This is a genomic window from Nocardia sp. NPDC046473 (genome assembly GCF_040645995.1).
Taxonomy (GTDB): Bacteria; Actinomycetota; Actinomycetes; order Mycobacteriales; family Mycobacteriaceae; genus Nocardia.
Genome location: NZ_JBEYZJ010000010.1, coordinates 344416 through 368516 on the forward strand (window position 1 = coordinate 344416; position 24101 = coordinate 368516).

Consider the following 24101-nt stretch of genomic DNA (forward strand, 5'->3'; position numbering starts at 1 on the left):
GGAAGAACTCGGATCGACGAGTAACACCGTCTCCGGGTGTGGCTGCGAGAGCAAGGTGGTGATGGGCATGGGGGAATGGACTTCCCGATCCTCAACGGAAACAACAACAATCGGCGTCCGAATCCCCGCGCAGCTGGAACAGCTGACGATGCTGCGCGCGCTCGCCGAGACTGTCGCCCTCATCGCCGATTTCGCGCTCGATGAGGTCACCGACATTCGGCTCGCGCTGGACGAGGTCGCCACCTCGCTGATCCTGGACGCGGTGCCCGGCTCCAGCCTCGATTGCGAATTCACCTACGACAGCAGCCAGATGTTCGTCCATGTCGCCTCGGTGGCCACCTCGGAATCGGTGGTGGGGCAGGCCGGATTCGGCTGGCATATCGTGCGCACGCTGACCCATTCGATCGCCGCCGCGCAGGCCCCGTTCGACGGGGTCGTTTCCGGGTATCCGACTGTCGTCGACTTCAGTTGGATACGAGGGGCTCCGGATGGCGGGTGAATCGAGATCGCGTGGCGACAGCTACGACAATATCGAGCCACTCTTCGAGAAGATCGCCGCGCTGCCCACGGACGACCCGCGGCGCGAGCCGATGCGCGAGGAGCTGATCGGGCGCTGTCTGCCGCTGGCCGAGCACATCGCGCGTAAATTCGCCGGGCGCGGTGAGAATTTCGACGATCTGCTGCAGGTCGCCCGGCTCGGTCTGGTGCAGGCCACGGACCGATTCGACGTCACCCGCGGCTCGTCGTTTCTGGCGTTCGCGGTGCCGACCATCATGGGCGAGGTGCGCAGGCACTTCCGGGACAACACCTGGTCGGTGCGAGTACCGCGGCGCACCAAGGAGATTCAGCTCAGCATCGGCGCGACGGTGGAGGCGCTGTCGCAGCGGCTCGGCCGGATGCCGCGCGCTCGGGAGATCGCCGCGGAATTGGACGTCGACCTGGTCGAGGTCACCCAGGCGCTGATCGCGGGCAATGCCTACCAGTCCTCGTCCATCGACGCGGTGGCCGGCGACGACATGGAGAACGCGCCACTGCCGCTGCTGGAAAGCCTTGGGGCAGAGGAGCCCTCCTACCATCTGGTGGAGGACTACCTCGCCGTTCGTCCACTGATCGAAGAGCTGCCCGAGCGCGAGCGTCAGGTGCTGATCATGCGGTTCTTCGAGAACAAGACGCAGACCCAGATCGCGGACGTGCTGGGGGTCTCCCAGATGCACGTCTCGCGGATACTGTCGAGAACCCTGAATCAGCTGCGCGAGCAGGCCTTACGGGATTGAGTTCCCGAATTGCCGGAATTCACAGGGGATTGGGTGGGACTGGTTGTGCCGGTGGGAACGGCCCGCCCGGTTCCGGGACGGGCGGGAGTGGGCTCGGCCCGCCGGGGTTCGGCGGGGCCGGCGCCGGATCGGGGCCGGGAATCGGCGGAACCGGATCCGGGGGAGCGGGTGCCGGGTCGGGACCAGGCACCGGCGGGACCGGATCGGGGCTGGGATACGGCGGTGGGATCGGGCTCGGTTCGGGAGAGATCGGACTGGTCATCTGGTGTTCCTCCTCGGGGGGTAGTTACCCACAAGCGCCCGACTGAATCGGCCGCGTTCGCTATCTCGTTGCGGGTGACTCGCCTCACAGACGCACTGGCGGTCAGCACTTTTCGGCCCGCTTTTGTCTGATTCGGCGGTCGAGTGACGGCAGCCGGTTTGCGCGAAGTTCACGTCGGGTACGTGAAAGAGAGCCGGACATACGATGCCGATGGCTCAGGAGCTCGTTTATGAACGATCACCGACTAGGCACCCGGAATCCGTACGCCGGATCGGGGAGCGCGAGGTCGCCGAAATACCCGCAAGAAATGCAGTTACCAGAACGGATGGCGCGCACCCGCGCCACGAATGTGGAGCGCACGCGCGTCACCCAGAATCACGACATCATCCGGCAGTGGGCGGAGCGGCGTGGTGCCCGCCCCGCGACTATGCCGGGCATCGAGGACGACGGGCAACTCCGGGTGCTGCGCTTCGATTTTCCGGGTTACGGGGGCGCGGTGCTGCGGCCGGTGGATTGGGACGAATGGTTCGCCACCTTCGACGAGCGGCACCTGCATTTTCGCTACCAGGATCGGCGCGCGGACGGGACACCGAGCAATTTCAACCGGCTGGAACGCCCGACTCGCGAAGATCGTTAAGTCGCGCTACACGCTCGCGGCAACACGCATGAACAGCAAGTAGCTCCACTGTGTCAGGAGTCACGTAACGGTTGCGTAACGGTGTGGGTAGGTGGAGGGTGGTTGTGACGAGCCAGACTCTTGATCGAGCGTCCAGTTGACGTTTACCCAACGGTTTGTCCGGGTATTTGGAAGGTCGGCAACAAGGTGGCTCGAACAGCGGAATGTCGCGTCGGTATGGGGATGCGAAGTTCCGTACCGGCGACGTGTTCTGCGCGTCTGCGAAGGATAGGTATTTGAGCGAGCGTAGCGAGCGAACAAAGGGCACAGCCGCCTTCGCGGTCACGGCGGAACCGAGCGCCAGCGAGGTGGAGGCGTGAGCGCGAACCTGATGATCGTTGAAGACGACGATAGGGTCCGTGGTGCGCTGCGGCTCGCCATGGAGGACGAAGGCTATGACGTCGAGGAGGCGGAAGAGGCCGAGGACGCGCTCACCCATCTGCGCAGCAACGGTGTGCCCGATGTGATGATCGTCGATCTCATGCTCGGTGGCATGGATGGTTTCGACTGCATCCGCGAGATCCGCCGCGAGCACGACGTGCCGATCATTGTGGTCAGCGCCCGCGACGACACCCACGACGTGGTGGCCGCGCTGGAAGCCGGTGCCGACGACTTCGTCACGAAGCCGTTCGAGATCAAGGAGATCACCGCGCGGATGCGGGCGGTGCGCCGCCGCGCCCGGTCGGCCGTCGAGCGTGACGCACCGCAGGAGATGGTGCTCGACGCCCACCCGGACACCCCGCTGGTGCTCGCGCAGGACGGCGGTGTGGTCCGGCGCGGTGACGAGGAGATCCGCTTGACGCTCACCGAGTTCCGGCTGCTGTGTGAGCTGGCCGAGGCGCCGGGCCGGGTGCTCAGCCGCACCGTGTTGCTCGAACGCGTTTGGGACCAAGGGTTTTTCGGTGACGAGCGGATCGTCGACGTGCACATGCGCAGGCTGCGCACCAAGATCGAACGGGATCCGTCCGATCCACGCATCGTGGTAACCGTGCGCGGGCTCGGCTATCGCCTCGATGTCCAGCGCTGAGCGCTGGTTCGATCCGAAACGCTGGAGTCTGCGCGGCCGGGTGACCGCCATGTTCGCGGCGATCGCCGCGCTCATGTCGCTGGTGCTCGTCGTGTCGGTGTTCACCATCAGCCGCAGCTATCTGGAACACGCGCAGGCCGGCGGCACCGACCTGCAGTCGAATCTGAATCTGTTGCGCAATGTACTGATCGGCTGCGCCGTGGTGGTGACGCTGATCGGTGCCGCGGTCGGCTGGTGGGCGAGCAGGCGCGTGCTGAAGCCGCTGCATCAGCTGGCCGGCGCCGCGGCCGAGATCGCCTCGGGTGACCTGGATTTGCGCCTGTCCGCCACCGAGGACCAGGATCTGACGACCACGGTGGAGTCGTTCAACAGCATGGTCGACTCGCTGCAGCGCCGGATCGAGCGGGAGCATCGGCTGTTCGGCGACGTCAGTCACGAATTGCGTACGCCGCTCACCACTTTGATGGCCAGCGTCGATGTGCTCAACCGGCACAGCGCGGATCTGCCGGAACGGTCCCAGCGCGCGCTCGGCCTGGTCACCGTCGAGGTGGACCATCTGCGGCGGCTGCTCGACGACCTGCTGGCCTTGGCGCGGGTCGAGGCGGGCATGCATCGCGGCGATATGGAACCGCTGTCGGTGCGCGATCTGCTGACCCACACCCTCGCCGAGCGACGGTATGCGCCGGAGCTGCTGACCATCGCCGACGACGTGGTGGTGCGCGGCCGCAAGCTCGAGCTGGAACGCGCGGTGGGCAACCTGCTGCGCAACGCCGATCTGCACGGCGGCGGTGTCGTCGCGGTGACCGCCGACCGCCGGGGCGCCGAAGCGGTGATCGTGGTGGACGACGCGGGCCCCGGCGTGCCCGCGCTGGACCGGGTTCGTATCTTCGAACGTTTCGCGACAGCACGCAGCGGACGGCGTTCCGCGACGGGTACCGGCATCGGCCTCGCGCTGGTCTCCGAGACCGTCGCGAAGCACGGTGGCCAGGTCGAATGCACCGATCGCCCGGGCGGCGGCGCCCGGTTCGTGGTCACCCTGCCCGGACTCGAAGCAATCGAGTCGTAACACGACCGTAATGAAGTCGACCAGGTCACCTCAAAGTTGGTTCGTAAGCCTGGATAAGTACTACCGACGAGGGAGTTGTATGCCACTGCCAACGTTGAACACCGCGGAGATCGAACGATCCCGCGTCGAACAGGCCGCAGCCGCACTTGGCTCCACCCCGACCCGCACCCCGGCCGGACCCGCCGTGGTGCTGCGCGCGCCACGCGTCGGCGACGGCGCCCGGCTGTGGCAGATCGCGAAAGACTCTGCCGTGCTCGACACCAATTCGAGCTACGCCTACGTGCTGTGGTGTCGCGACTTCGCGGCCACCTCGGTCGTCGCCGAGGTGCAGGGCCGCGTGGTCGGCTACGTGATCGGCTTCATCCGGCCGCAGGCGCCGGACACCGTCTTCGTCTGGCAGGTAGCCGTCGACCGGGCCCAGAAGGGCAAGGGAATCGGCGCGCAGTTGCTGCACGCATTGCTGAACAATGTTGCCGCCCAAGGCGTTTCCACGCTGGAGACCACGATTTCGCCGGACAACGCCGCCTCGATCGCCCTGTTCAGCTCGGTGGCGCGGCGCCGCGGCGCCCGAATCAGCAAGCGCCCCTTGTTCGACGCCGGCGTCTTCCCGGACAGCCACGCGCCAGAAGACCTCTATCTCATCGCACCGACCGCTCGCACAACGCAGGAGGACCACCGATGATCACCGCCGATACGAGCATTTTCGAAAGTCTGGAATCCAATGTCCGCGGCTACTGCCGCAATTGGCCGACCGTGTTCACCAAAGCCAAGGGCAGCTGGCTACGGGACGAGGACGGCAACGATTATCTCGATTTCTTCGCAGGCGCGGGCGCGCTGAACTACGGCCACAACAACGACGTGCTCAAGCAGCCGCTGCTGGACTACATCGCGGGCGACGGCATCACGCACGGGCTCGACATGTCGACCTCGGCCAAGCGCAATCTGCTGGTCACGTTGCGCGACACCATCTTTGCCCCGCGCAACCTGGACTACAAGGTCCAGTTCCCCGGCCCGACCGGTGCCAACGCCGTCGAGGCCGCGCTCAAGCTGGCCCGCAAGATCACCGGGCGCGAGACCGTCGTCAGCTTCACCAACGCCTTCCACGGCATGACGCTCGGCGCGCTGTCGGTCACCGGCAACGCCGCCAAGCGGGCCGGCGCGGGTGTGCCGCTGGTGCATGCGGCGCACATGCCCTACGACGGCTACTTCGACGGCACCACCGCCGACTTCCAGTGGATGGAAAAGGTTTTGGACGACACGTCGTCGGGCTTCGACCGGCCCGCCGCGGTGATCGTCGAGACGGTGCAGGGTGAGGGTGGCGTGAATGTCGCTCGCGCCGAATGGCTTCGGCATCTGGCCGGGCTGTGTGAGGCCCGCGAGATCCTGCTGATCGTCGACGATGTGCAGATGGGCTGCGGCCGCACCGGCCCGTTCTTCTCGTTCGAGCTGGCCGGCATCACCCCGGACATCGTCACGCTGTCCAAGTCGATCGGCGGCTACGGCCTGCCGATGGCGTTGGTGCTGTTCAAGTCCGAACTCGACCAGTGGTCGCCCGGTGAGCACAACGGCACCTTCCGCGGCAACAACCCGGCGTTCGTCACCGCGGATGTCGCGTTGCGGCACTACTGGTCCGACGGTTCGCTGCAGGCCTCGACGCTGGCCAAGGGTGACCGGGTCGCGCAGACGCTCGGCGGGCTCGCCGAGCACATCCCCGGCCTCTCGACCCGCGGTCGCGGCCTGGTGCAGGGCATCGTGTTCGAGGATGCCTCGCAGGCCAGCAAGGTCTGCCAGGTCGCCTTCGAACGCGGCCTGCTGGTGGAGACCTCCGGTTCCACCGACGAGGTGGTGAAGTTGTTGCCGCCGTTGACGATTACCGACCAAGAACTCGACCACGGCCTCGGCATCCTCACCGGCGCCATCGACACCGTCTGCAGTGGAATGGGGGCGATCGCATGATCGTGCGTAGCACCGAAGAGATCACCGGCACCGAACGCGATGTGGCAGGGGAGGGTTGGCGCAGCAAGCGCATCATCCTCGGCGGCGACGGCGTCGGCTTCTCCTTCCACGAGACGACCATCGACGCGGGCACCACGCACGAATTCCACTATCGTTATCATGTGGAGGCGGTCTGGCTGATCGAGGGAACGGGCAGCCTCACCGATCTCGACAACAACGTCACCTACGTGCTCGAGCCGGGTTCGATGTATTTGTTGGACGAACACGAACGGCACCGCCTGGAGGCCCGCACCAAGATGCGGATGATGTGCGTGTTCAATCCGCCGGTCACCGGGCAGGAGGTCCACGACAGCAGCGGCGCTTACCCATTGGTCGCCGCGACGATCGGCGGATAGAGGTAGTAATGGTTTTGCTGCACACTGAAACTCGACCCGAGACCGGCCCGGTCGATCGTTACCCGACCCGGCTCAGTACTCCCGGAACACATCTGGATCGCAAGGATCCGACGGTGTGGGGCCGGGTCGAGACCCCGGCGCTGGCGAGCTTCGACACCGACGGTTTCGCCGGCGTCGACGACCTGCTCACGCCGACCGAGGTGGCCGACTTCAGCGCCGAGATCGGCCGTCTCGCAGGCGATCCGTCGCTGCGCGACGACGAGCGGGTGATCGTGGAGAAGTCGTCCAAGCGGGTGCGGTCGGTCTTCGAGGTACACCGGCTCAGCGCGGCCATCGCCGACCTGACCCGGGAAGCCCGGGTCGCCGGATTGGCCAGGCAGATCCTCGGTTCCGACGTTTATCTGCATCAGAGCCGGGTGAACTACATGCCCGGGTTCCGCGGCACCGGCTTCTACTGGCACTCGGATTTCGAGACCTGGCACGCCGAGGACGGCATGCCCGCGCCGCGGGCGGTCAGCCTGTCCATCGCGCTGACCGACAACTATCCGATCAACGGCAGCCTGATGGTGATGCCCGGCTCGCACCGGACGTTCGTGCCGTGTCTGGGCAGCACGCCCGCCGAGCACTATCGGGAGTCGTTGCAGGAGCAGGAAATCGGGGTGCCGACCCAGGAGGACATCACCACGCTGGCGAATACCTACGGCATCAGCCAGTTCACCGGCCGGGCCGGATCGGCGCTGCTGTTCGACTCGAACCTGATGCACGGCTCGTCGAACAACATCACCCCGTTCCCCCGCTCGAACATCTTCCTGGTGTTCAACAGCGTGGAAAACACCCTGGTGGAACCGTTCGCGGCGCCCGCGCCGCGGCCGGGCTACATCGGCAGTCGCGACTTCACGCCGCTGTCGGCCTGAGCCCACTGCACCGAACGCGCCCCTGGTCTGCCTACCGGACCGGCGGGCGCTTTCGGTTGCTCGGCGAAAGCCCGATATCGGCGGCGGCCGCTCGCCGCGCGGCGCGCGCGCATCGGCGGTACGATCCTGTCGGCCATCCGCTGTTGCCGCCCCACACGGCCCGATCGGTCCTCAATTCCGGCTCTTCCGCCAAAAGTTCTTCTGGCGTGCGCAATATTCTGGACAACGCGAGGGTGTTGTAGTTCGCCACAAGATCACTCGTCGGCCTGGAGTCGCCTGATCGCGGCGGCGGGCCGATCCGGCTACTGACCGACGCTGTGCGCGTGGTCTTCTCGATCCATTACCCGATCGGGGCTGGCCCGGCGGCGTTTTCGCGCGAATTGTGCACAGTGCTGTCGGCTGCCCGCATCACGCACAAAAATGGGCGTTTGACCAATTGAGTGGCAAATCATCGGCTACGGGCGCAGCCCTTGACCTAGTTGTTACCGGTGGGTACAACTACGTAACCATGCCGACGCATACCGCTCGGTCGGCCCATGAAGAAATGCACGCAGTTGGTAACGGACGTCATCACGATCGATGCGGAGTTCGCAGCCGCACGCAAAGCATTGTGGGACTTTTTCATGGACCCACAGACCTACACCCGGATGTTCCTCGGAATCGGAGATTGTGATCGCGCGGAAACCTCGGACACGCACCCCGTTCTCCTGATTCGGGCGCGGCACAACGGCATCGAGCTGACCGTGCCCGCACTCCGGCTCGTCGTCGGCAAGGAGCTGGAGACCTTCGAGCTACAGTGCCCTGGACTGGGCAGTTTCGCCGCGATCCGACTACGTGGCGAGCAGGAACAGACCCGGGTCACCGTCACCTACTTCGGCGCGGCGCGGATCCATCCGTGGATCGCCGAGCAGGACAACGCCGACGTGATCGACTGGACCATGGCCGGGCTGGACCGGATCGTCGACGCCATCACCGGCGCGCCGACCTCGGTGCTGATCAACGGCGAGGAGTCGGGCACGAAACAGCAGGTCGATACGCTGAAACAGATGGTTTCGACCGGTGTCGTGCGCACCTTCCGGCCCGACCGCGCGCTCAAGCAGATGGGTGGACTGGCCAAGTGGGGATTCACCCTGGCCGGTGGTTACGCGGCCGCCGCCGGGCATTCGCCGAATCGCTTGGCCGTGGTGGACGACGTGTCTGCTTACACATTCGGCCAAATGCACGATCGCACCCACAAACTCGCGTCGGCGCTGACGCTGTTGGGTATCGGCGCGCGCGACAAAGTAGGGCTACTTTCGCGCAATCGGGTGGCGATGGTCGAATGCATGGTCGCCACCGGCAAACTCGGCGTGGACACCGTGCTGATGAACACCGGGCTGTCGGCTCGGCAGATCGAGGACGTCGCCGACCGGCACGGGCTATCCGCGGTCTTCCTCGACGACGAGTACGACGCGCTGACCAAGTACGTGGGGTCCGGGGTGCCGCGCTTCGCGACGGGACGCGAGTCGGTTTTCGAGCGCAACACCGTCGACGATCTGATCGCCCTCGACGCGCCGACGTTCTCCCGGCCCGCGCATCCCGGACGGCTGATCGTGCTCACCTCCGGCACCAGCGGCACGCCCAAGAGCGCACAACGCCCGCAGCCCAAGGGATTTGGTACCGTCGCCGCACTGCTGTCGCGTATTCCGTTGCGGATGGACGAGACCATGCTCATCCCCGCGCCGCTGTTCCACACCTGGGGCTTGGCGGCGTTGCAGATCAGCACGCCGATCCGCGCGAGTGTCGTACTGCCGGAACGGTTCGACGCCGAGGACTGTCTGCGGCTGATCGAGGAGCACCGCGTCACCTCGCTGATCGTGGTGCCGGTGATGGTGAACCGAATCCTGGATCTGCCCGCGCACATTCGGGATCGCTACGACACCTCCAGCCTGCGGGTGGTGGCGAGTTGCGGTGCGCCCCTTGCCGGTCCGACGGTGCTCAAGTTCATGGACACCTTCGGCGACGTGCTCTACAACGTCTACGGCTCGACCGAGGTGTCCTGGGCCACCATCGCCGATCCGGCCGATCTGCGCGCGGCGCCGACCACGGCGGGCCGACCGCCGCTCGGCACGAAACTCGCTGTGCTGGACAAGGATCTGCGTCCGGTGCCGCGCGGTGTCACCGGCCGTATCTTCGTGCTGAACCACATGCTGTTCGACGGCTACACCGACGCCAAACCACCCACCGAGTCGGGCGGCATGCTCGACACCGGCGATCTCGGCTACCTCGACGCCGACGGGTTGTTGTTCGTGGCGGGCCGGGACGACGAGATGATCATCTCCGGTGGCGAGAACGTCTTCCCGCGCCCGGTGGAGGAGGCGTTGTCGCACCTGCCGCAGGTGAGCGAGGTCGCGGTGGTGGGTGTGCCGGACAAGGAGTACGGCCAGCGGCTGGCCGCGTTCGTGGTGACGCGGGAGGGATTCGGGCTCGATCGGGACATGGTCTGCAACTACATCCGCCATCGGCTCAGCCGGTTCTCGGTGCCGCGCGACGTGACGTTCCTGGAGGCACTGCCGCGCAACGCAACCGGAAAGATCCTGAAGCGCACGCTGATTCAGCCGAGCTGAGCCAGGGGCTCAGCTCGGCCGACCGGCTCAGTTCGACCGGCGGATCGTCTCCGGGGTCAGCTCGGCGATCGTCGGATAGCCGTCGACCGCCATCAGCAGGTCCGCCTCGGCGAGCAGCGTGCGCAACACGTGCACGATGCCGTCGGCGCCACCCAGTGCCAGGCCATAGCAGTACGGGCGGCCGATGCCGACGGCCGTCGCGCCGAGGGCCAATGCCTTGACAATGTCTGCGCCGGAACGGATTCCGGAGTCGAACAGCACCGGCAGACCGTCGGCGGCCGCGACGACGTCGGGCAGGTGCTCGATCGCGGGGATGCCGCCGTTGGCCTGCCTGCCGCCGTGATTGGAACAGTAGATGCCGTCCGCGCCGGCGTCTTTGGCGCGGCGGGCGTCGTCGGGATGGCAGATTCCCTTGAGCACCAACGGAAGATCGGTCAGCGACCGAAGCCAGGACAGGTCGTCCCAGGTGACCGGGTTACCGAACTGCGAAATCCAGGTCAGGATGGCGGTTTTCGGGTCTTCCTCGGGACTCTTGGCGAGCATCGCGCGGAATACCGGGTCACTGAAGTAGTTCGCCAGGCAATGGCCGCGCAGCTGCGGGAAGTTCGAGGTGCTCAGGTCGCGCGGGCGCCAGCCGGGAACCCACGTATCCAGTGTCACCACAATGGCTTTGAACCCGGCGGTCTCGGCGCGGCTGACCAGACTCTGCGCCAGATCGCGGTCGGTCGGCGTGTAGAGCTGGAACATGCCCGGGGTGTCGCCGAATTCGGCGGCCACGTCCTCGAGCGGGTCGACCGTCAGGGTGGACGCCACCATCGGGACGCCGGTGCGCGCCGCGGCCTTCGCGGTCGCGAGGTCGCCGTGACCGTCCTGCGCGCAGAGTCCGATCACGCCGACCGGGGCCATGAAGATCGGCGACGGCAGTCGCATGCCGAACAGATCGACCGTGAGGTCGCGCTCCTTGGTGGCGCGCAGCATGCGGGGGACGAGGCCGAGTTTCTCGAAGGCCGTGGCGTTGGTGCGCTGGGTGAGTTCGTCGCCCGCGCCGCCCGCCACGTAGGACCAGATGCCCGGTGGCAGCGCGGCCTGCGCCCTCGCCTCCAGGTCGGCGAAGGTCATCGGCAGGTTCGGCTGGACGCCGCTGAGGCCCTGGAAGTAGATCTCGTACTGGTAGTCACCGAAGTTGCCGGTCACGGCGCTCCCTTCCTCGTTTGATACATGAATGTATCCGATACATTTGTGTAGCGTGGTGAGTTGGCGTCGGTACGCAAGGCCTCGTAGAGGGTCAGCCACCGGTCCGGGTCGACCAGTCCGACTGGTTCGTCCGATGCGATTTCCGCAGCGACGCAGGCCGCTCGCACGGTGCGTGCCGGGAACTGCCGGCGCAACGAACTCGCCAATGACCCGCCGACGCCCAGGAAGCCGAGTTCGACCACTCTCGGGTAGTCGGCCAGCGCTGAACCGGACAGCAGCGGGCGAGGTCGGCGGCGCAGGTGCAGGATCGCGGTGTCGACGCTCGGCACGGGGTGAAAGCTGTGCCGTCCGATGCGCGCACCCAATTCCATTGTGACAGTGGGCCAATGGGTAACGGTGAGCTTGGTCCACCGGCCGTAGTCGCCGGAATGCTTACGCGCGAACTCGTATTGGGTGAGCAGGGTGGCCGAGGTGAGGTGCCGGGCTGCCAGGCACCAGCGCACCAGGTCGGTCGTGACGGCGAACGGTACGTTCGCCACCACTGCGAACGGCTCCTGTGGTTCGCGCACCGCTCGGAAATCCTTGTGGTACAGCCGTATTCGGTCGTCGCCGAGATACCGCCGGTGCAGGCGGTCGGCGTAATGGGCGTCTTTCTCGTAGGCGCGTATCCGGCCCGCCGAGCCGAGTAGCTGCCTGGTCAGCATGCCGTCGCCGGGCCCGATCTCGAGCACGAGATCCTCGGCCGTGACGCCCGACGAGCGCACGATCAACCGGGCGGCACCGGCGTCGGTGAGAAAGTTCTGGGACAAACGCTTACGCGTATCACGGGCACGCGGCAGCGAACGATTGTCGGACATGGGTGTCCTCCGAACGGAGTGGTCGAATCAGAGAAAGTGATTCGCCCGGACCCATGCCAAGGCACAGCAAACCCGACGGTCATCGACCGTCGGCGCAGCTCCCGATCAGAACAGTCGGGACACCGGAGCGCAGCGGTGCACTGGCAGAGCCCAGGCCTCCGCGCGCAGCCGGATGAAGTACACGCCGGCCGCGCACGCTCCGTTCATCTCCACACTGCCCATGCCCCGCAAGATATCCCACCGCCCCGACACCCCGCGACCGGTTTTTCAACCGGCCGACCGGCTACGCGGATTCGAGCAGATTCCGGCGCAGCGTGGCGATCAAGTCGTCGTCGACGCCAAGCAGTTCGGTCGTATATCCGCGCACCGAGCCGTGTTCGGCGGCCAGGGCGGCGAGGAACAACCGCATCACCTCGGCGGGCGCCCGGCCGTATCCGGGCCAGGTCAGCACCTTGTCGGGATACGCGGCATGCCAGTCCGCGACAAAACGCTCGGTGGCGAGCTCGGTCAGCGCGAAGTCCTCGATGATCTGCTCCTCCGAGACGCCGAGCAAGGTCAGCACGAGTGCGGCGAGCAGACCGGTACGGTCCTTGCCTGCCGCACAGTGGAAGACCGTGGGGCCGTCGGCTTCGGCGATTACCTCGAGGGCCCGGCGGATCTCCTCGACGCCGTCAGTGGCGACCTCCGCGAATCGCTCAGCGAGGTAGGGCCCGATCTCGATTTCCGGACCGAGCGCCGCCTGGTCGTACGGGCGATGTTCGATGCTGAGGTTGTGGTATGTGAGCGAGTCATGCTGGGGGACTCGGCCTCTCGCCTCGATCTCCCAGGGATAGCGCAGGTCGATGACGGTCGTGATGCCCAAGTCCTGGAAGCGCGCCACATCCTCGCCGCGCAGTTTGCCGAGCGAGTCGGAGCGAAACAGCCGCCCCCATCGCACTGTGCGTCCGTCCTCGGTCGGGTAGCCGCCCAGATCGCGGAAGTTGTGTAGTCGCTCGAAGTAGACGTGTCTGTTCACCACACGAACCCTATGTCCGCCGCCCACAACGGCGCTCACGGATATTTCGGCGGCAGAGTCTGCGGACCATAGGGCACACTTTGATCATGAACCTGCGTTCGGTAGGCGACCTGGTCAGGGTGACAACTGCGGGCGAGAAAGTGGACTATCTGCTGTTCTGGGGGCATCAGCCGGAGCGGAGTGGGCGGATCGGGGCCAGCTGCTTGAGTCAGTGGTGGCCTGCTTCGTTCGTGGTCGACGGGGTGGAGTTCGCGTCGGCCGAGCACTACATGATGTGGGGTAAGGCGCGGCTGTTCGGGGATGCGGAGAATGCCGAGCGGGTGCTGGCGGCGCGGACGCCGAAGGACGCGAAGCGGCTCGGGCGGGAAGTGCATGGCTTCGACGGCAAGCTGTGGAGTGAGCACCGGTACGACGTCGTGGTGCGCGGTAATGTCGCGAAGTTCGGGCAGCACGCCGAGTTGATGGAGTATCTGCTCGGTACCGGCGATCGGGTGCTGGTGGAAGCCAGTCCGGTGGACCGGATCTGGGGGATCGGGCTGGCGGCGGACAGTCCGGCGGCCGAGGATCCCGCGCAGTGGCCTGGACTGAACCTATTGGGTTTCGCGTTGATGGACGCTCGCGCGGAACTACGCGGCGGTCAGCCGACCGACTGATCGGCGTTCGTGACGCGCTCCTCGTCGGCGCACGCGCGCCAGACGCGGGCCTCGGCGTAATTGCCTTGGCGGTCCAGGAGTTCGGCGAGCCCGGCCATCGCGCGCGGCTCGCGGCGGTCGGCCGCGGTGCGCCACCAGCGTTCGGCGTCGGCCAGGTCGCCGCGGCGGAAGCGGACGACGCCGAGGTCGTAGGCGGCGCCGGGGTGGCCCGCGTCAGCGGCCTGCGCCCACAGTCCGCAGGCCTGGTCTTCCTCGCCGCGGCCGTACATGGCGACGCCGAGGTCGTAGAGGGCGGTCCGATAGCTGGTGTCTTGTGCGGGCTCTTCCTCGGCCCGTGGCCTCGCCTGCAGGGGACGGGTGGGTGCGGACTGAACGCCGGGGCCGTATTTGGCGTCGGAGCCGAGGTGCGGTGTCCGAGTGGGTTGCGATCCGTCATCTGGGGTCGTCGCGGACTGTGGATTCGGCGCGGGCCGTGTGTTCGGCGTGGGCTGTGGGCTTGGCGTGGCCATTGGATGTGGTGCGGACTGTGGATTCGGTGCGGACTGTGAGTTCGGTGCCGAGGGCGAGTTCGGCGTGGACTGGGGGGTCGGCGCTGCTTGTGGATTCGGTCCGGACTGTGGGTTCGCTGCCGACCGTGGGTTCGGTGCGGACTGGGGAGGTGATGCGGACTGTGGGTTCAGTGCCGACTGTGGGTTCGCTGCGGACGGCGGGTTCGGCGCGGACCGCGGGTTCGGCGCTGCAGGCGGATTCGGCGCGGACGGTGAGTTGGCCGCGGACTGCGGGTTCGGCACCGGCGGTGGGTTCGGCGCGGGCAGTGGGGTGGGCGCGGGCTGCGGTGCACCGGAATACGCGGCACTCGGGCCCGGCCCGCCGGGATTGGTCTGCGCCGACTGCATGGTCGGGTGGTGCACGTTGTTCGGCGCGGTCGACGGGTAGGCGCCGCTCGGATTCGTCGGCAGGTTGGGCATCGAGCGCAGCGGATGGGTGTGCTGGGCGTCCGGGGCGGGGTGCGGTTCGGCCGGTAGGTTCGCCGGGGCGGAATGCACTTCGACGACGAGGTTGGCGAAATTGGCCGGCCCCTCGCCGATGCTGCACCACAGCACGGTTCGGCCGTCCGGTGTGCCCTCGACGACGATGCCGTAATTGCCGACCCAGGACTTCTGCTCGCCGAAACCGTCGACCCAGACCGGTGTCAGCGTCACCAGGGTGCCGGGGCCGGTGCCGATGATATCGAAGCTGATACCGCCGACGAGGGCATCGGACCACACGTCGACGCCGTTCAGCCGGCGGCCGTTCAGGCCGAGATACCCGTCGACCACCGACAAACCCATGCCGAGTCCGCGCAGCCCGGCCGGGGGCGCGGCGGACAGCAGCGTCACCGTGATCGTGGTCGGCTCGGGCCCGACCTGCTCGGTGTACATCGGATAGACCTTGCTGCCACGCAAAACGATCGGTTCCGCGCTCTGATAGCGGGCGGAAAGCGGCCGGTCGTCGGGCGAATTCCGAGCGGCCCATGACGAATAGGGCTCGTTCATCGCTGCCCGCCTTTCCGCCGAATGCGTCGTGCCGTCCTTGCGCTGTTGCGGCGGGATATACCGTACCTGCCGAAGCCGGGAAAGGCGCACCAATCCGACGGCCCTCTTAACGTGTGGGCGGTGTTCTTCCCCGGTGCCCGGTGCGCGGCCCACAAATTGTTCGGCCAGTGGCGATATCGCTGTTTTGTCCGAATTGACGGGTTGGCGCGTCGGTGCCAGACAAAGCAGGTGGCTGATCAAACCGAACGGGCGACTATGCGTTCCAGCGCGGCCAGATCCTTCTCCAACATGCGGAACAGCCAATACACGCCGACGAACGCGAGCGCGCTACCCGCGCACAGCACCCGCAGCGCCACGATAACCGCCGGAATATCCGCGGGCGGAATGAACGTCGCGCCCGCGACACCGAGCAGCGGGACGGCGGCGGCGATGGCCAGGAAATAGGTGCTGCGGCGATCGAGCTGCTGCAATCGGCGCGCGTCCGGCGCACCGAGTCCGCTGTGCCGGAGGAACATCGGGTACAGCGAGCGGACCGCGTAGAAGTTGACCAGGAAGTACGGATACGCCATGGCGATGGCACCGCACACGATCTGCGTGATGAAGAAGTGCACGTACGACGCCGACGTGAGGTGGTTGCCGGAGACGTGCACCGACACCGGCACCACCACGCCCGCGATGACCCACAGCGCGAAGCAGGTCAGCACATTTCGCTTCCCGAGCTGCAGGGTGTCGCTGCGCGCGCGGGCGAGAGTGGGCGCGTCGTAAGACTTTCCGTGGCGCAGTCCTCGGGAAATCGACCATAGATTCGCGAGCAGGATGTTGGTGACGATGAAGCCGATCAGGAAGCACAGCCCGTAGGTGGTCACGGCGATCTGGTCGAACCGGTGCTGGGCTTGTGCGTCGAGCTTGCTGATGATCAGGGTCCGATTGTGGTTGTAGCTGTACCAGATCGCCAGCGCGTTCGGCACCGCGATGGCCAGCGCCATGATCGGATGCATGAGTTGCCGCGCCCGCAGCCGCCAACTGGTCGGCGGCGGGTCGACCAGGTCGCGGGCCCTGGCGTCGAGGCAGACCTCCAGCTGCTGGGCCATGTCCGCGCCGCGCGGCCAGCGGTTGTCGGGTTCCGGGTCGAGCGCGCGCTCCAGCGCCGCCGGGCAGTCGGCCGGAAGGTCCTGGTACGGCAGGGCTTTCGGACTGCCGGAGCGGCGCTCTAGCATGCCGTCCAGTGCCGTGCGGTCACCGCCGGTCACCGAGTCGTCGTCGAAAGGCTTTCGGCCGGTGAGCAATTCCCACAGCACCACCGCGATTGCGTAGAGGTCGCTGCGGGTGTCGAGATCCGCGGCCGTGCCCGGTCGATCCGGATGCACCGCGGCCAGCTGCTCGGGTGACATGTAGGCCAGCGAGCCGCCGAAGTAGGCGACCGGGCTGTCGCCCGAAACATTGCCGCTGAAGCTGATGTTGAAATCGGCGAGCTTGGGAATGCCGTCCGCGGTGAGCAAGACGTTCGCCGGTTTGATATCGCGGTGCAGCACACCGACATTGCCCGCGTAGTCCAGCGCTTCGGCCAGCCGCCGGCCGAGCCAGGCAATGGTTTCCGGCCACGAGAGGTCGGCCAGTTCCGCGCGCAGCGGTGATTCGCTCGGCCTGATCTCGCCCTTGTCGGTCAGCACCGTGTCGATGACGTCCAGCAGCAATGCGCCGTCGCTTGCTTCCGGTGGTGTCACCCGGACCCGTTCGAGCACGGTGAACAGCGTCCCGCCCGGCACGTACTGCATGTACAGCAGCCGCAACTTGCGACTCGCCAGCACCCGCTGGTCGAAGACCCGAACGATGTAGTCGTGGTCCAGTTGCGCCAACGTCTGCGGCTCGGAGCCCTTGTCGCGGGAGATCTTCACCGCGACCAGCCGCTGCATCGATCGTTGCCGGGCCAGGAACACTCGCGCGAACGCACCGCGCCCGAGTCCGGTCATCAGATCGAAGTCATCGATCTTCTGCCCGACGTCGATGTCGTCGAGGTGCACCGGCTCGGCGGCCGACATCATCGTGCTGTGATAGTCGTCGGTCGCCAGCATCTCCGAAAGTTGCTCGGCCTGTTCGGGATACGCCGCGGTGTACTCCGTGACCTGCACCGAGCTACCCGCCCGCCGCCGAACGTGGAATTCTTCGTAGATGAGATCCGGCGGCAACGGCCAGGTCCGCAACTCCGGCAGCTCCGCCACATACTCCGCGAGCCGCTTCGGCGCAGCGCCGCGTCCCCACCGATGAGCCAAATCGACCTTGATCAACTCGATCAACGACACCCGCCGAATAGCGGGGGAGTCCGGCAGAAAAGCCAGCAGCTCCGGCGGCTCGTCACCAACCCGCCACGCCTCGGCGAACCGCTCGACCACCTCGGCGACGCCACCCCCGCGCGCCCCCTCGGGCGAACGATCCGATGCGACCGTCGCCCCCGAAACCGCCGGGGCAGGGTGCGCCATCTGCGCATCGTAGCCCCGCCGCCATCCGGAAACCGGACGTTCGCCCGGGAAATATCCCGGCTGCGCCGAGGGCCGAGCAGGCGTCCCGTTCGCCGAGGCTAGGCGGGCTGGGCCTGCCAGGCGTGTGCCATCGTGCGCAGCAGGGCCGGGTAGACCAGGAGGTAGCGCAACGGCAGGATGGCGGCCAGGTAGAGCTTGCCGAACAGGCCGTTCGGCTTGACCAACACGGCCATTTGGCCGCGGTAGCCGCCGGTTTCGTCGGGAACCCAGCCGATGTGCATCACGGCGTGCACGGTCCTGTTGGCGATCTCGGCGGCCCATTCGTTGCCGGTCAGGAAGACGGAATGGAAAGGCACGGACTGGAAGTCCGGGCCGGGTGGTGCGTCGCGAAGATCCGCGGGTAGCCGGTCGCGCAGCGATTGCACGCGGGTGTTGATGCCGGTGCCCGGCTTGTCCCAGCCGAACAGCGCCCCGAGCTTCCAGCGGATTGCGAAAAGTATCCGGTAGGCAGCGGGGATGAGTTCGTCACAACAACCTGACGCACAACGGAAGCTGCCTTCCGCGCAGCGGATCTCCTACTCGGGAACCCGCAGGACAGCGCTCGGTGATTTATCCGTCGGCCTGAGCTTTGGGAAAGGCCCAACGGGCGTAAGTGTTTTCGGGCCGCACGGTAATGATGTCGCACGCTTTGACGAGCGGATCCGCGGTGCCCTCGAGGTGCTCGAGCGTCGGAGTTATCACTGCTTCGGCCTGGTTGAGCTGGACGGCGGTCTCCAGTTGCTCCAGCCGGTATTCGGTGTCCGCGTCGAAGATTATGGTTTTGGTCAGATCGTAGCCGAGTCGCTTTGCGAGGCTTCGGATCTGGGTTTCGTCCCACGTTTGCTGCGGGCCCGAGATATCGCGCCGCAGATATCCGAGTGCAGTCGGATTATCTGTCATCACCACCCCTCCTCGCAGTTGAAAGTCGACCTGTTGCGCATGTCACCACCCTGTAGCTCATCCCGAGCCTCCTAAACCTAACTCGCTCTCGCCACGGAGAGCACCGGTTTCGGGTACTGGAACCCTCGACTGGGGAACCCTCATGCGGGAAGGGTGATGTACGGGCGAGTCGGGCATCCGGCTGGCGGCTGTGATGTGTTGCGGAACAGTTGATTTCGGTGACGAGCGGTCTGGTCAAGCCTGTCCGGTGTCGAAGCGTGCGACCTGGCCGCCGTCCACGGTGAAGCGCCACTTGGTGCGCATATCGCCCCAGGTGTCGTTGTGGAAGTTGGCGATCAGCGAATGTCCGTCGTCGGCTTCGCTCTCGATTTCCATGTGGCCGTTGGCGGAAAAGATTTCCTTCTCGGCCCACTGGTCTAGGTCCTCGTCGCTGCCGTCGTCGGACATCGTGGCGTCCGGGGTGAGGGTGCCGCGGAATGCGCTGGGGTCGTTGCTGTTGACGGCGGTCACGAAGGCGCGCACGGCAGGGTCGGTCAGCTGATCCGTGGGAATCATGAACCCAGTCTCCCACTGGTAGCTGCGGCACGGTCGCCGAAACTGGTAACCGTCTGGCTACCGATCGCGACTGCGGGATTTATGTGTAACCGACGGTTACAGATAACTTCGGGAGGATTCTGGGGAGAATTTCGGTCGCGGATCAATCACGCGGGCCCGAGATGTAGTTAGCGTACCCGCTGCCTCCGATGGGCGCCACTGAACCCCGGCTTTGCGATAACCCCGTGAAACCGACCAAGCGCTTGCTACGCTCCCCGCATGATCTCCACGACGGTGTGGGGCACCGGCAATGTCGGCCGGGCGGCCATGCGAGCCGTCGAGGCACATCCGGCGCTGCAGCTCACGAGTGTGCTCGTGCACAATCCGGACAAGGTCGGGCGCGACGCGGGAGAGTTGAGCGGTCTCGACTACCAGGTCGGCGTCGCGGCCACCGACGACATCGACGCGGTGCTCGCGACGCATCCGCGCGCGATCGTCTACGCGGCCTCCGGCGATATCCGCCCTGACGACGCACTCGCCGATATCGTTCGTGCCCTGCGCGCGGGCGCGATCGTCGTCACGCCCGCGCTGTACGCGCTCTACGACCCACGCAACGCACCCGCGGAGATTCGCGATCCGGTGCTGGCCGCGATCGCGGAGGGCGGCGGTTCCCTGTTCGTCTCCGGCGTCGACCCGGGCTGGGGCAACGACGTGCTGCCGCTCTTGCTCAGCGGCCTCGGCGGCACCGTCGATGTGATCCGCTGCCAGGAGATCTTCGACTACGCCACCTACGACCAGCCTGACTCGGTCCGCTACCTCGTCGGCATGGGCCAGCCGATGGACTACCAACCACCCATGCTCGCGCCGACCGTGCCGACGATGGTGTGGGGCGGCCAGATTCGACTGATGGCGCGAGCGCTCGGCGTCGAACTCGACGAGATCCGCGAGACCCTCGAACGCAGGCAACTCGAAACCACGATCATCACCCCATCGATGGGGGAGTTCGCGGCGGGCACGCAGGGCGCGGTGCGGTTCGAGGTGCAGGGCATCGTCGAGGGCGAGCCGCGCATCATCATCGAACACGTCACCCGCATTCACGCGTCCTGCGCGCCGGACTGGCCCGCACCCGCCGATGGCGACGGGGCGCACCGGGTGATCATCGAGGGCCGCCCGCGCATCGAGGTCACCATCGAGGCGTCGGACGAGAACGGCAACCGCGCCGCGGGTGGAAACGCCACTGCCGTAGGACGTTTGGTGAGCGCCATCGATTGGCTCGCCGACGCCGAACCCGGACTCTATGACGCACTCGATATTCCACTGCGTCCGGCAGTCGGCAAACTCGGAAGGAAACACTCATGATCATCGATATCCCCGAGGGCAAGGACCCGATCGGTTACGTCTGGGGCGAAATGGTGCCCGGCATCGGCGTTGCGGCCGCCCAGTTCTCGATGTCGGTGTATTCGCACAGCACCCTCGGTCTGCGCGAATTCGAGGCCGCCCGGCTGCGCATCGCGCAAATCAACGGCTGCATCTTCTGCCAGGACTGGCGCACCGAACGCGACGGCAAAAAGGTGGAGCCGGAGTTCGCCGATGCCGTCACCGACTGGCGGCTGACCGAGGCGTTCGACGAACGCACCAGGCTCGCGGCCGAATACGCCGAGCGCTACGCCCTGGACCATCACGGCATCGATGACGAGTTCTTGACCCGCATGCTCGCCGAGTACTCGCAGGTCGAAGTCGTGGAACTCAGCATGAGCATCGGTTCCTGGCTGGCCTTCGGCCGGCTCAATCGCGTCCTCGGCCTCGACACCGCCTGTGTGCTGCCGGGGCATTCGGCCGCATAACAAACGATTATTCGATTCGCCTGGGCGGCCACAGCGTGTTGTTCGCGGCGTCGTAGAGCTGATATTCCGAACCGGATATCAATCCCTCGATCAGTCCGCGAACCGCTGTCGCCGCATTATCGACCGCGGACCCGCGATGCCTGCGTCGATCCGCGCGATCGGCCGCCGTTACCCGGACCGAACTGCCCGCGGCCTCGACATGGAGGAGCGCATGCCGGTAGGCCGCGGGCACCCGGCTGTTCCACAGCTGCAGCCCGGCCACGACGAAGCGGCGCAACTGCTCGTCAACGGGTTGTCCGTCCTGGGTCCGGACGTAGGCCAGGACCTCGGCGGGTGAGTCGACGGCCCCCATCGGCAGCACCACGAACTCGTAATTCATCTATCCAACGGTAGCGCGGTCGCCCGAAATATAGGTTGGGACAACCACTTTCCGTGCATTACTGTTTCGGCACCCAGGCGGGTTGGCCGTCGACCAGTCCGGTCTCGAATAACTCGGGCGCGTCGACCACGGCCTGGAGATGGTCGTGTGCTTCTTCGAGCGAAAGGCTGGCCGGGTAGCGGATGTATTCGAGGGCCGCGGCGATTCGGGCCTCGAATCGATGCCGAAAGTCATTCTCATCGACATAGGTCAGCGCGATGCGTCCGCGCCAGGCGATGTCGTGCCTGCCGTCCGGGCGGCGGGTGAAAACCACCTCCTGGTCGGCCACCGAATCGTGGCCGAGCAGGTAGATGTTGAAGGCGAGATATTCGAGTTGATCGAGTTCGATGAGCGGGAGCGGATCGGCCGTCAATCGTTGTGGCGTCAACGTTTTCAGATGAAATGGATTACCGGGCGTGGCGGCGAGAAATCCGGTGCCGTCGTCCTCGCCCCAGTAGGTGGACGACAACGTGCAACTCCCGTAGTTCTGCCACACCTCCGGCGACGACCAATCCTCGGCCGCCACGGCACTTTCCGGTGCTCCGCCGGCAACATACTTCGCCGACCGCAGGTGCAGGTCGAACCATAAATTGCCGTTCTCGTCGATCCGGCCGGTCCACGCGAACTCCTCGATCGCATGTCCGGACGGCCACGGGTTTCCCGGAAACATAATCCGGCCGATGGCCGGATTGTCTTCCAGGTCGATCCTTTCCATGATGACGAACCTAGCGACCGGCACCGACAAACCGCGAACCAGTTGCCAATTCTCGGACAGGTCACACCGTGGCGCGGGTCAGTGCGGCATAGCAGTCGAGGTGGGCGCGCCGCATCGTCCCAGCGATACCGGGCCGCGACCGCGCCGGGGATCACCGGCGTGATAAAGCTGAGTCGCTCAGGCGTTGACCGCCGTCTCGTCACCGGCGTCCGGCGCCTCCTCGACCGTGCGCTTCGGCCCGGTGAACCAGGTGCGAGCCGAAACCAGCCACCAGATGCCGATCGCCCCGACCACCCCGACCAACGCGATCGGCGCGTAATTGACCGTGTTCCAGGTGAACTCGTCGTTCCACGGATACCCGCGGTCGTCGGTGGGCAGGATGAACAGGAAGCTGATCAACACGATCCAGATCAGCGCGACCACCCCGATCGGCCGATACCAACGGCCGAGTTGCCAAGGGCCGGTACGGAATCGGCTCCCGTGCAGCTGCCGCAGCAGAATCGGTATCCCGTAGGCGATGTAGAGACCGATGGTCGCCACCGACGTGGCGGCCGCGTAGGCGGTCGGCGCGTTCTCGGCGGGCACCAGCATCGACGGAATCAACAGCACGAATGCGAACACCGAGATGAACAGCACCGCGTTGACCGGCACCCGCTTGGCCGAAAGTTTCGACCAGAGCGCCGATCCCGGCACCGCGCCGTCCCGCGCGAACGCGAACAGCATGCGCGAGGCCGAGGTGACCGAGGCGTACCCGCAGAACAGCTGCGCGATCGCGGCGATGATCAGCAGCAGCCCGGACCAGAACGAATTGAGCGAATTCTCCAGGATGTAGATCACCGGATAGCCGCTGTTCTTCGCCGGATCCAGCGCGTCATCGAGATTCGGGATCGCGAAGGTCACCGCCATGATGAGCAGATATCCGGCGATCGCCGACACCACGATGGTGTTGATGATGCCCTTGGCCGCCATCCGCGAGGCGTCGTGGGTTTCCTCGGACATGTGCGCGGACGCGTCGTACCCGGTGAACGTGTACTGCGCGTGCAGCAGGCCGAGCAGGAAGCTGAAGGCCACGCCACCGAACCCGACCCCGGCGTTGTCGACGGTTTTGGTGAACACGAACTCGACGCTCTGATGATGGTTCGCGCCGAACGCGAGCACCAGCACGAAGATCGCCACACCACCGACGTGCCACCACGCGGAAATATTGTTGATCACCGCGGACAGATGCGGCCCGATCGCGTTCAGCACCGCGTGCAGCACCAGGATCACCACGAAAACCAGGAAGATCGCGGTCCGGTCGGTGCCGATATCGATGCCGATCACATTCAAGACCACGGTCGTGAAGATCGCGGCCCCGTAATCGATGGCCGCGGTCACCGCGATCTGGCCGATCAGGTTGAACCATCCGGTGAACCAACCCCAGACCGGCCCGCCGAGCTGCGCGGCCCACCAGTACAGGCCGCCGGAGGTGGGGTAGGCCGACGCCAATTCCGCCATCGCCATGCCGATGAACAACACCATGATCGAGACGAGCGGCCAGCCCCAGGCCATGGTGATCGGGCCGCCATTGGCCAAACCGATTCCGTAACTGGCCAATCCGCCGGTCAGGATGGAGACGATGGTGAAACTGATGGCGAAGTTCGAGAATCCGGACCAGGATCGGGCCAATTCTTGTTTGTAGCCGAGTTCGGCGAGCCGACGTTCGTCGTCGGACGGGGACGGGTTGTCACTCATATACAGCTCC

At 66.1% G+C, this 24101-nt stretch carries 24 protein-coding genes; 13 read left to right on the forward strand and 11 right to left on the reverse strand.

The features are described from left to right. Positions 1-67 precede the first annotated feature (67 nt). From ABZ942_RS34715 to ABZ942_RS34760, 10 genes are all read left to right on the forward strand, one after another. Complete coding sequence (locus ABZ942_RS34715) at positions 68-499, forward strand: anti-sigma factor (RefSeq protein ID WP_357389611.1); 432 nt, start codon at positions 68-70, stop codon at positions 497-499. Further along, positions 489-1274 carry an RNA polymerase sigma factor SigF gene (locus ABZ942_RS34720; RefSeq protein WP_357389613.1) on the forward strand — a complete coding sequence of 262 codons (786 nt, stop codon included), beginning with the start codon at positions 489-491 and terminating at the stop codon, positions 1272-1274. The genes ABZ942_RS34715 and ABZ942_RS34720 overlap by 11 nt, the downstream gene beginning before the upstream one ends. Positions 1275-1843: 569 nt before the next feature. Next, positions 1844-2173, forward strand: a complete 330-nt coding sequence (locus ABZ942_RS34725) for a hypothetical protein (RefSeq protein ID WP_357389615.1) — start codon at positions 1844-1846, stop codon at positions 2171-2173. A gap of 355 nt (positions 2174-2528) precedes the next feature. Continuing rightward, complete coding sequence (locus ABZ942_RS34730; protein WP_357389617.1) at positions 2529-3239, forward strand: response regulator transcription factor; 711 nt, start codon at positions 2529-2531, stop codon at positions 3237-3239. Further along, complete coding sequence (locus ABZ942_RS34735; protein ID WP_357389619.1) at positions 3226-4305, forward strand: HAMP domain-containing sensor histidine kinase; 1080 nt, start codon at positions 3226-3228, stop codon at positions 4303-4305. The genes ABZ942_RS34730 and ABZ942_RS34735 overlap by 14 nt, the downstream gene beginning before the upstream one ends. Before the next feature lie 79 nt (positions 4306-4384). Beyond that, on the forward strand, positions 4385-4987 hold the full coding sequence (gene ectA / locus ABZ942_RS34740) for a diaminobutyrate acetyltransferase (protein ID WP_357389621.1): 603 nt from the start codon (positions 4385-4387) through the stop codon (positions 4985-4987). Then, positions 4984-6261 carry a diaminobutyrate--2-oxoglutarate transaminase gene (gene ectB / locus ABZ942_RS34745; RefSeq protein WP_357389623.1) on the forward strand — a complete coding sequence of 426 codons (1278 nt, stop codon included), beginning with the start codon at positions 4984-4986 and terminating at the stop codon, positions 6259-6261. The genes ectA and ectB overlap by 4 nt, the downstream gene beginning before the upstream one ends. Beyond that, entirely contained in the window at positions 6258-6656 is a 399-nt protein-coding gene (locus tag ABZ942_RS34750) for an ectoine synthase (RefSeq protein WP_150404705.1), read from the forward strand. Before ectB ends, ABZ942_RS34750 begins: the two co-directional genes overlap by 4 nt. Positions 6657-6664: 8 nt before the next feature. Then, complete coding sequence (gene thpD / locus ABZ942_RS34755) at positions 6665-7570, forward strand: ectoine hydroxylase (RefSeq protein WP_357389625.1); 906 nt, start codon at positions 6665-6667, stop codon at positions 7568-7570. Positions 7571-8193: 623 nt separating this feature from the next. Continuing rightward, positions 8194-10176 carry an AMP-binding protein gene (locus ABZ942_RS34760; protein WP_357389627.1) on the forward strand — a complete coding sequence of 661 codons (1983 nt, stop codon included), beginning with the start codon at positions 8194-8196 and terminating at the stop codon, positions 10174-10176. Positions 10177-10203: 27 nt separating this feature from the next. Here ABZ942_RS34760 and ABZ942_RS34765 read toward each other — a convergent pair whose 3' ends face one another. From ABZ942_RS34765 to ABZ942_RS34775, 3 genes are all read right to left on the reverse strand, one after another. Beyond that, positions 10204-11370, reverse strand: coding sequence for a lactate 2-monooxygenase (locus ABZ942_RS34765; protein ID WP_357389629.1), 1167 nt, complete (start codon positions 11368-11370; stop codon positions 10204-10206). Continuing rightward, complete coding sequence (erm, locus tag ABZ942_RS34770; protein ID WP_357389631.1) at positions 11367-12227, reverse strand: 23S ribosomal RNA methyltransferase Erm; 861 nt, start codon at positions 12225-12227, stop codon at positions 11367-11369. The genes ABZ942_RS34765 and erm overlap by 4 nt, the downstream gene beginning before the upstream one ends. 283 nt (positions 12228-12510) lie before the next feature. Beyond that, positions 12511-13242 carry a tyrosine-protein phosphatase gene (locus ABZ942_RS34775; RefSeq protein WP_357389633.1) on the reverse strand — a complete coding sequence of 244 codons (732 nt, stop codon included), beginning with the start codon at positions 13240-13242 and terminating at the stop codon, positions 12511-12513. A gap of 86 nt (positions 13243-13328) precedes the next feature. Here ABZ942_RS34775 and ABZ942_RS34780 point away from each other — a divergent pair, with 86 nt between their 5' ends. After that, positions 13329-13895, forward strand: coding sequence for an NADAR family protein (locus ABZ942_RS34780; protein ID WP_357389635.1), 567 nt, complete (start codon positions 13329-13331; stop codon positions 13893-13895). Here the strand turns inward: ABZ942_RS34780 and ABZ942_RS34785 are convergent. The 5 genes from ABZ942_RS34785 to ABZ942_RS34805 all read right to left on the reverse strand — a co-directional run bounded on the left by ABZ942_RS34785 (position 13880) and on the right by ABZ942_RS34805 (position 19401). Beyond that, positions 13880-15430 carry a hypothetical protein gene (locus ABZ942_RS34785; protein ID WP_357389637.1) on the reverse strand — a complete coding sequence of 517 codons (1551 nt, stop codon included), beginning with the start codon at positions 15428-15430 and terminating at the stop codon, positions 13880-13882. The genes ABZ942_RS34780 and ABZ942_RS34785 overlap by 16 nt on opposite strands. A gap of 236 nt (positions 15431-15666) precedes the next feature. Further along, positions 15667-17907 (reverse strand): serine/threonine-protein kinase, encoded by a 2241-nt coding sequence (locus ABZ942_RS34790; protein WP_357389639.1) that lies wholly within the window; start codon positions 17905-17907, stop codon positions 15667-15669. Positions 17908-18005: 98 nt separating this feature from the next. Continuing rightward, positions 18006-18479 carry a DUF2867 domain-containing protein gene (locus ABZ942_RS34795; RefSeq protein WP_357389888.1) on the reverse strand — a complete coding sequence of 158 codons (474 nt, stop codon included), beginning with the start codon at positions 18477-18479 and terminating at the stop codon, positions 18006-18008. Between the two features lie 37 nt (positions 18480-18516). After that, positions 18517-18846, reverse strand: coding sequence for a hypothetical protein (locus ABZ942_RS34800; protein ID WP_357389641.1), 330 nt, complete (start codon positions 18844-18846; stop codon positions 18517-18519). Between the two features lie 234 nt (positions 18847-19080). Next, positions 19081-19401: a nuclear transport factor 2 family protein gene (locus ABZ942_RS34805; RefSeq protein WP_357389643.1), complete on the reverse strand. Its 321-nt coding sequence runs from the start codon at positions 19399-19401 to the stop codon at positions 19081-19083. 258 nt (positions 19402-19659) lie between these two features. Here ABZ942_RS34805 and ABZ942_RS34810 point away from each other — a divergent pair, with 258 nt between their 5' ends. Continuing rightward, positions 19660-20739, forward strand: a complete 1080-nt coding sequence (locus ABZ942_RS34810; RefSeq protein WP_357389645.1) for a dihydrodipicolinate reductase — start codon at positions 19660-19662, stop codon at positions 20737-20739. Continuing rightward, positions 20736-21224 carry a carboxymuconolactone decarboxylase family protein gene (locus ABZ942_RS34815; RefSeq protein WP_357389647.1) on the forward strand — a complete coding sequence of 163 codons (489 nt, stop codon included), beginning with the start codon at positions 20736-20738 and terminating at the stop codon, positions 21222-21224. Before ABZ942_RS34810 ends, ABZ942_RS34815 begins: the two co-directional genes overlap by 4 nt. A 7-nt stretch (positions 21225-21231) precedes the next feature. On the opposite strand, the gene ABZ942_RS34820 is transcribed toward ABZ942_RS34815, so the two are convergent. The 3 genes from ABZ942_RS34820 to ABZ942_RS34830 all read right to left on the reverse strand — a co-directional run bounded on the left by ABZ942_RS34820 (position 21232) and on the right by ABZ942_RS34830 (position 24091). After that, a complete protein-coding gene (locus tag ABZ942_RS34820) occupies positions 21232-21603 on the reverse strand; it encodes a hypothetical protein (RefSeq protein ID WP_357389649.1) in 372 nt (123 codons plus the stop codon). 58 nt (positions 21604-21661) lie between these two features. Further along, positions 21662-22357: a hypothetical protein gene (locus tag ABZ942_RS34825; protein ID WP_357389651.1), complete on the reverse strand. Its 696-nt coding sequence runs from the start codon at positions 22355-22357 to the stop codon at positions 21662-21664. A 177-nt stretch (positions 22358-22534) separates the two neighbouring features. Continuing rightward, positions 22535-24091 (reverse strand): amino acid permease, encoded by a 1557-nt coding sequence (locus ABZ942_RS34830; RefSeq protein ID WP_357389653.1) that lies wholly within the window; start codon positions 24089-24091, stop codon positions 22535-22537. Positions 24092-24101 lie beyond the last annotated feature (10 nt).

Excerpts from the sequence above, each read along its gene's own strand:
- ABZ942_RS34760 (WP_357389627.1), top strand. The coding sequence starts at position 8,194 with ATGGACCCACAGACCTACACCCGGATGTTCCTCGGAATCGGAGATTGT.
- ABZ942_RS34785 (WP_357389637.1), bottom strand. The coding sequence starts at position 15,430 with ATGAACGAGCCCTATTCGTCATGGGCCGCTCGGAATTCGCCCGACGAC.
- ABZ942_RS34720 (WP_357389613.1), top strand. The coding sequence starts at position 489 with ATGGCGGGTGAATCGAGATCGCGTGGCGACAGCTACGACAATATCGAG.
- ectB (WP_357389623.1), top strand. The coding sequence starts at position 4,984 with ATGATCACCGCCGATACGAGCATTTTCGAAAGTCTGGAATCCAATGTC.
- ABZ942_RS34800 (WP_357389641.1), bottom strand. The coding sequence starts at position 18,846 with ATGACAGATAATCCGACTGCACTCGGATATCTGCGGCGCGATATCTCG.
- ABZ942_RS34825 (WP_357389651.1), bottom strand. The coding sequence starts at position 22,357 with ATGGAAAGGATCGACCTGGAAGACAATCCGGCCATCGGCCGGATTATG.
- ABZ942_RS34725 (WP_357389615.1), top strand. The coding sequence starts at position 1,844 with ATGCAGTTACCAGAACGGATGGCGCGCACCCGCGCCACGAATGTGGAG.
- ABZ942_RS34815 (WP_357389647.1), top strand. The coding sequence starts at position 20,736 with ATGATCATCGATATCCCCGAGGGCAAGGACCCGATCGGTTACGTCTGG.
- ectA (WP_357389621.1), top strand. The coding sequence starts at position 4,385 with ATGCCACTGCCAACGTTGAACACCGCGGAGATCGAACGATCCCGCGTC.
- ABZ942_RS34790 (WP_357389639.1), bottom strand. The coding sequence starts at position 17,907 with ATGGCGCACCCTGCCCCGGCGGTTTCGGGGGCGACGGTCGCATCGGAT.
- ABZ942_RS34820 (WP_357389649.1), bottom strand. The coding sequence starts at position 21,603 with ATGAATTACGAGTTCGTGGTGCTGCCGATGGGGGCCGTCGACTCACCC.
- ABZ942_RS34805 (WP_357389643.1), bottom strand. The coding sequence starts at position 19,401 with ATGATTCCCACGGATCAGCTGACCGACCCTGCCGTGCGCGCCTTCGTG.
- ABZ942_RS34735 (WP_357389619.1), top strand. The coding sequence starts at position 3,226 with ATGTCCAGCGCTGAGCGCTGGTTCGATCCGAAACGCTGGAGTCTGCGC.
- ABZ942_RS34715 (WP_357389611.1), top strand. The coding sequence starts at position 68 with ATGGGGGAATGGACTTCCCGATCCTCAACGGAAACAACAACAATCGGC.
- erm (WP_357389631.1), bottom strand. The coding sequence starts at position 12,227 with ATGTCCGACAATCGTTCGCTGCCGCGTGCCCGTGATACGCGTAAGCGT.
- ABZ942_RS34810 (WP_357389645.1), top strand. The coding sequence starts at position 19,660 with ATGATCTCCACGACGGTGTGGGGCACCGGCAATGTCGGCCGGGCGGCC.
- ABZ942_RS34780 (WP_357389635.1), top strand. The coding sequence starts at position 13,329 with ATGAACCTGCGTTCGGTAGGCGACCTGGTCAGGGTGACAACTGCGGGC.
- ABZ942_RS34830 (WP_357389653.1), bottom strand. The coding sequence starts at position 24,091 with ATGAGTGACAACCCGTCCCCGTCCGACGACGAACGTCGGCTCGCCGAA.
- thpD (WP_357389625.1), top strand. The coding sequence starts at position 6,665 with ATGGTTTTGCTGCACACTGAAACTCGACCCGAGACCGGCCCGGTCGAT.
- ABZ942_RS34750 (WP_150404705.1), top strand. The coding sequence starts at position 6,258 with ATGATCGTGCGTAGCACCGAAGAGATCACCGGCACCGAACGCGATGTG.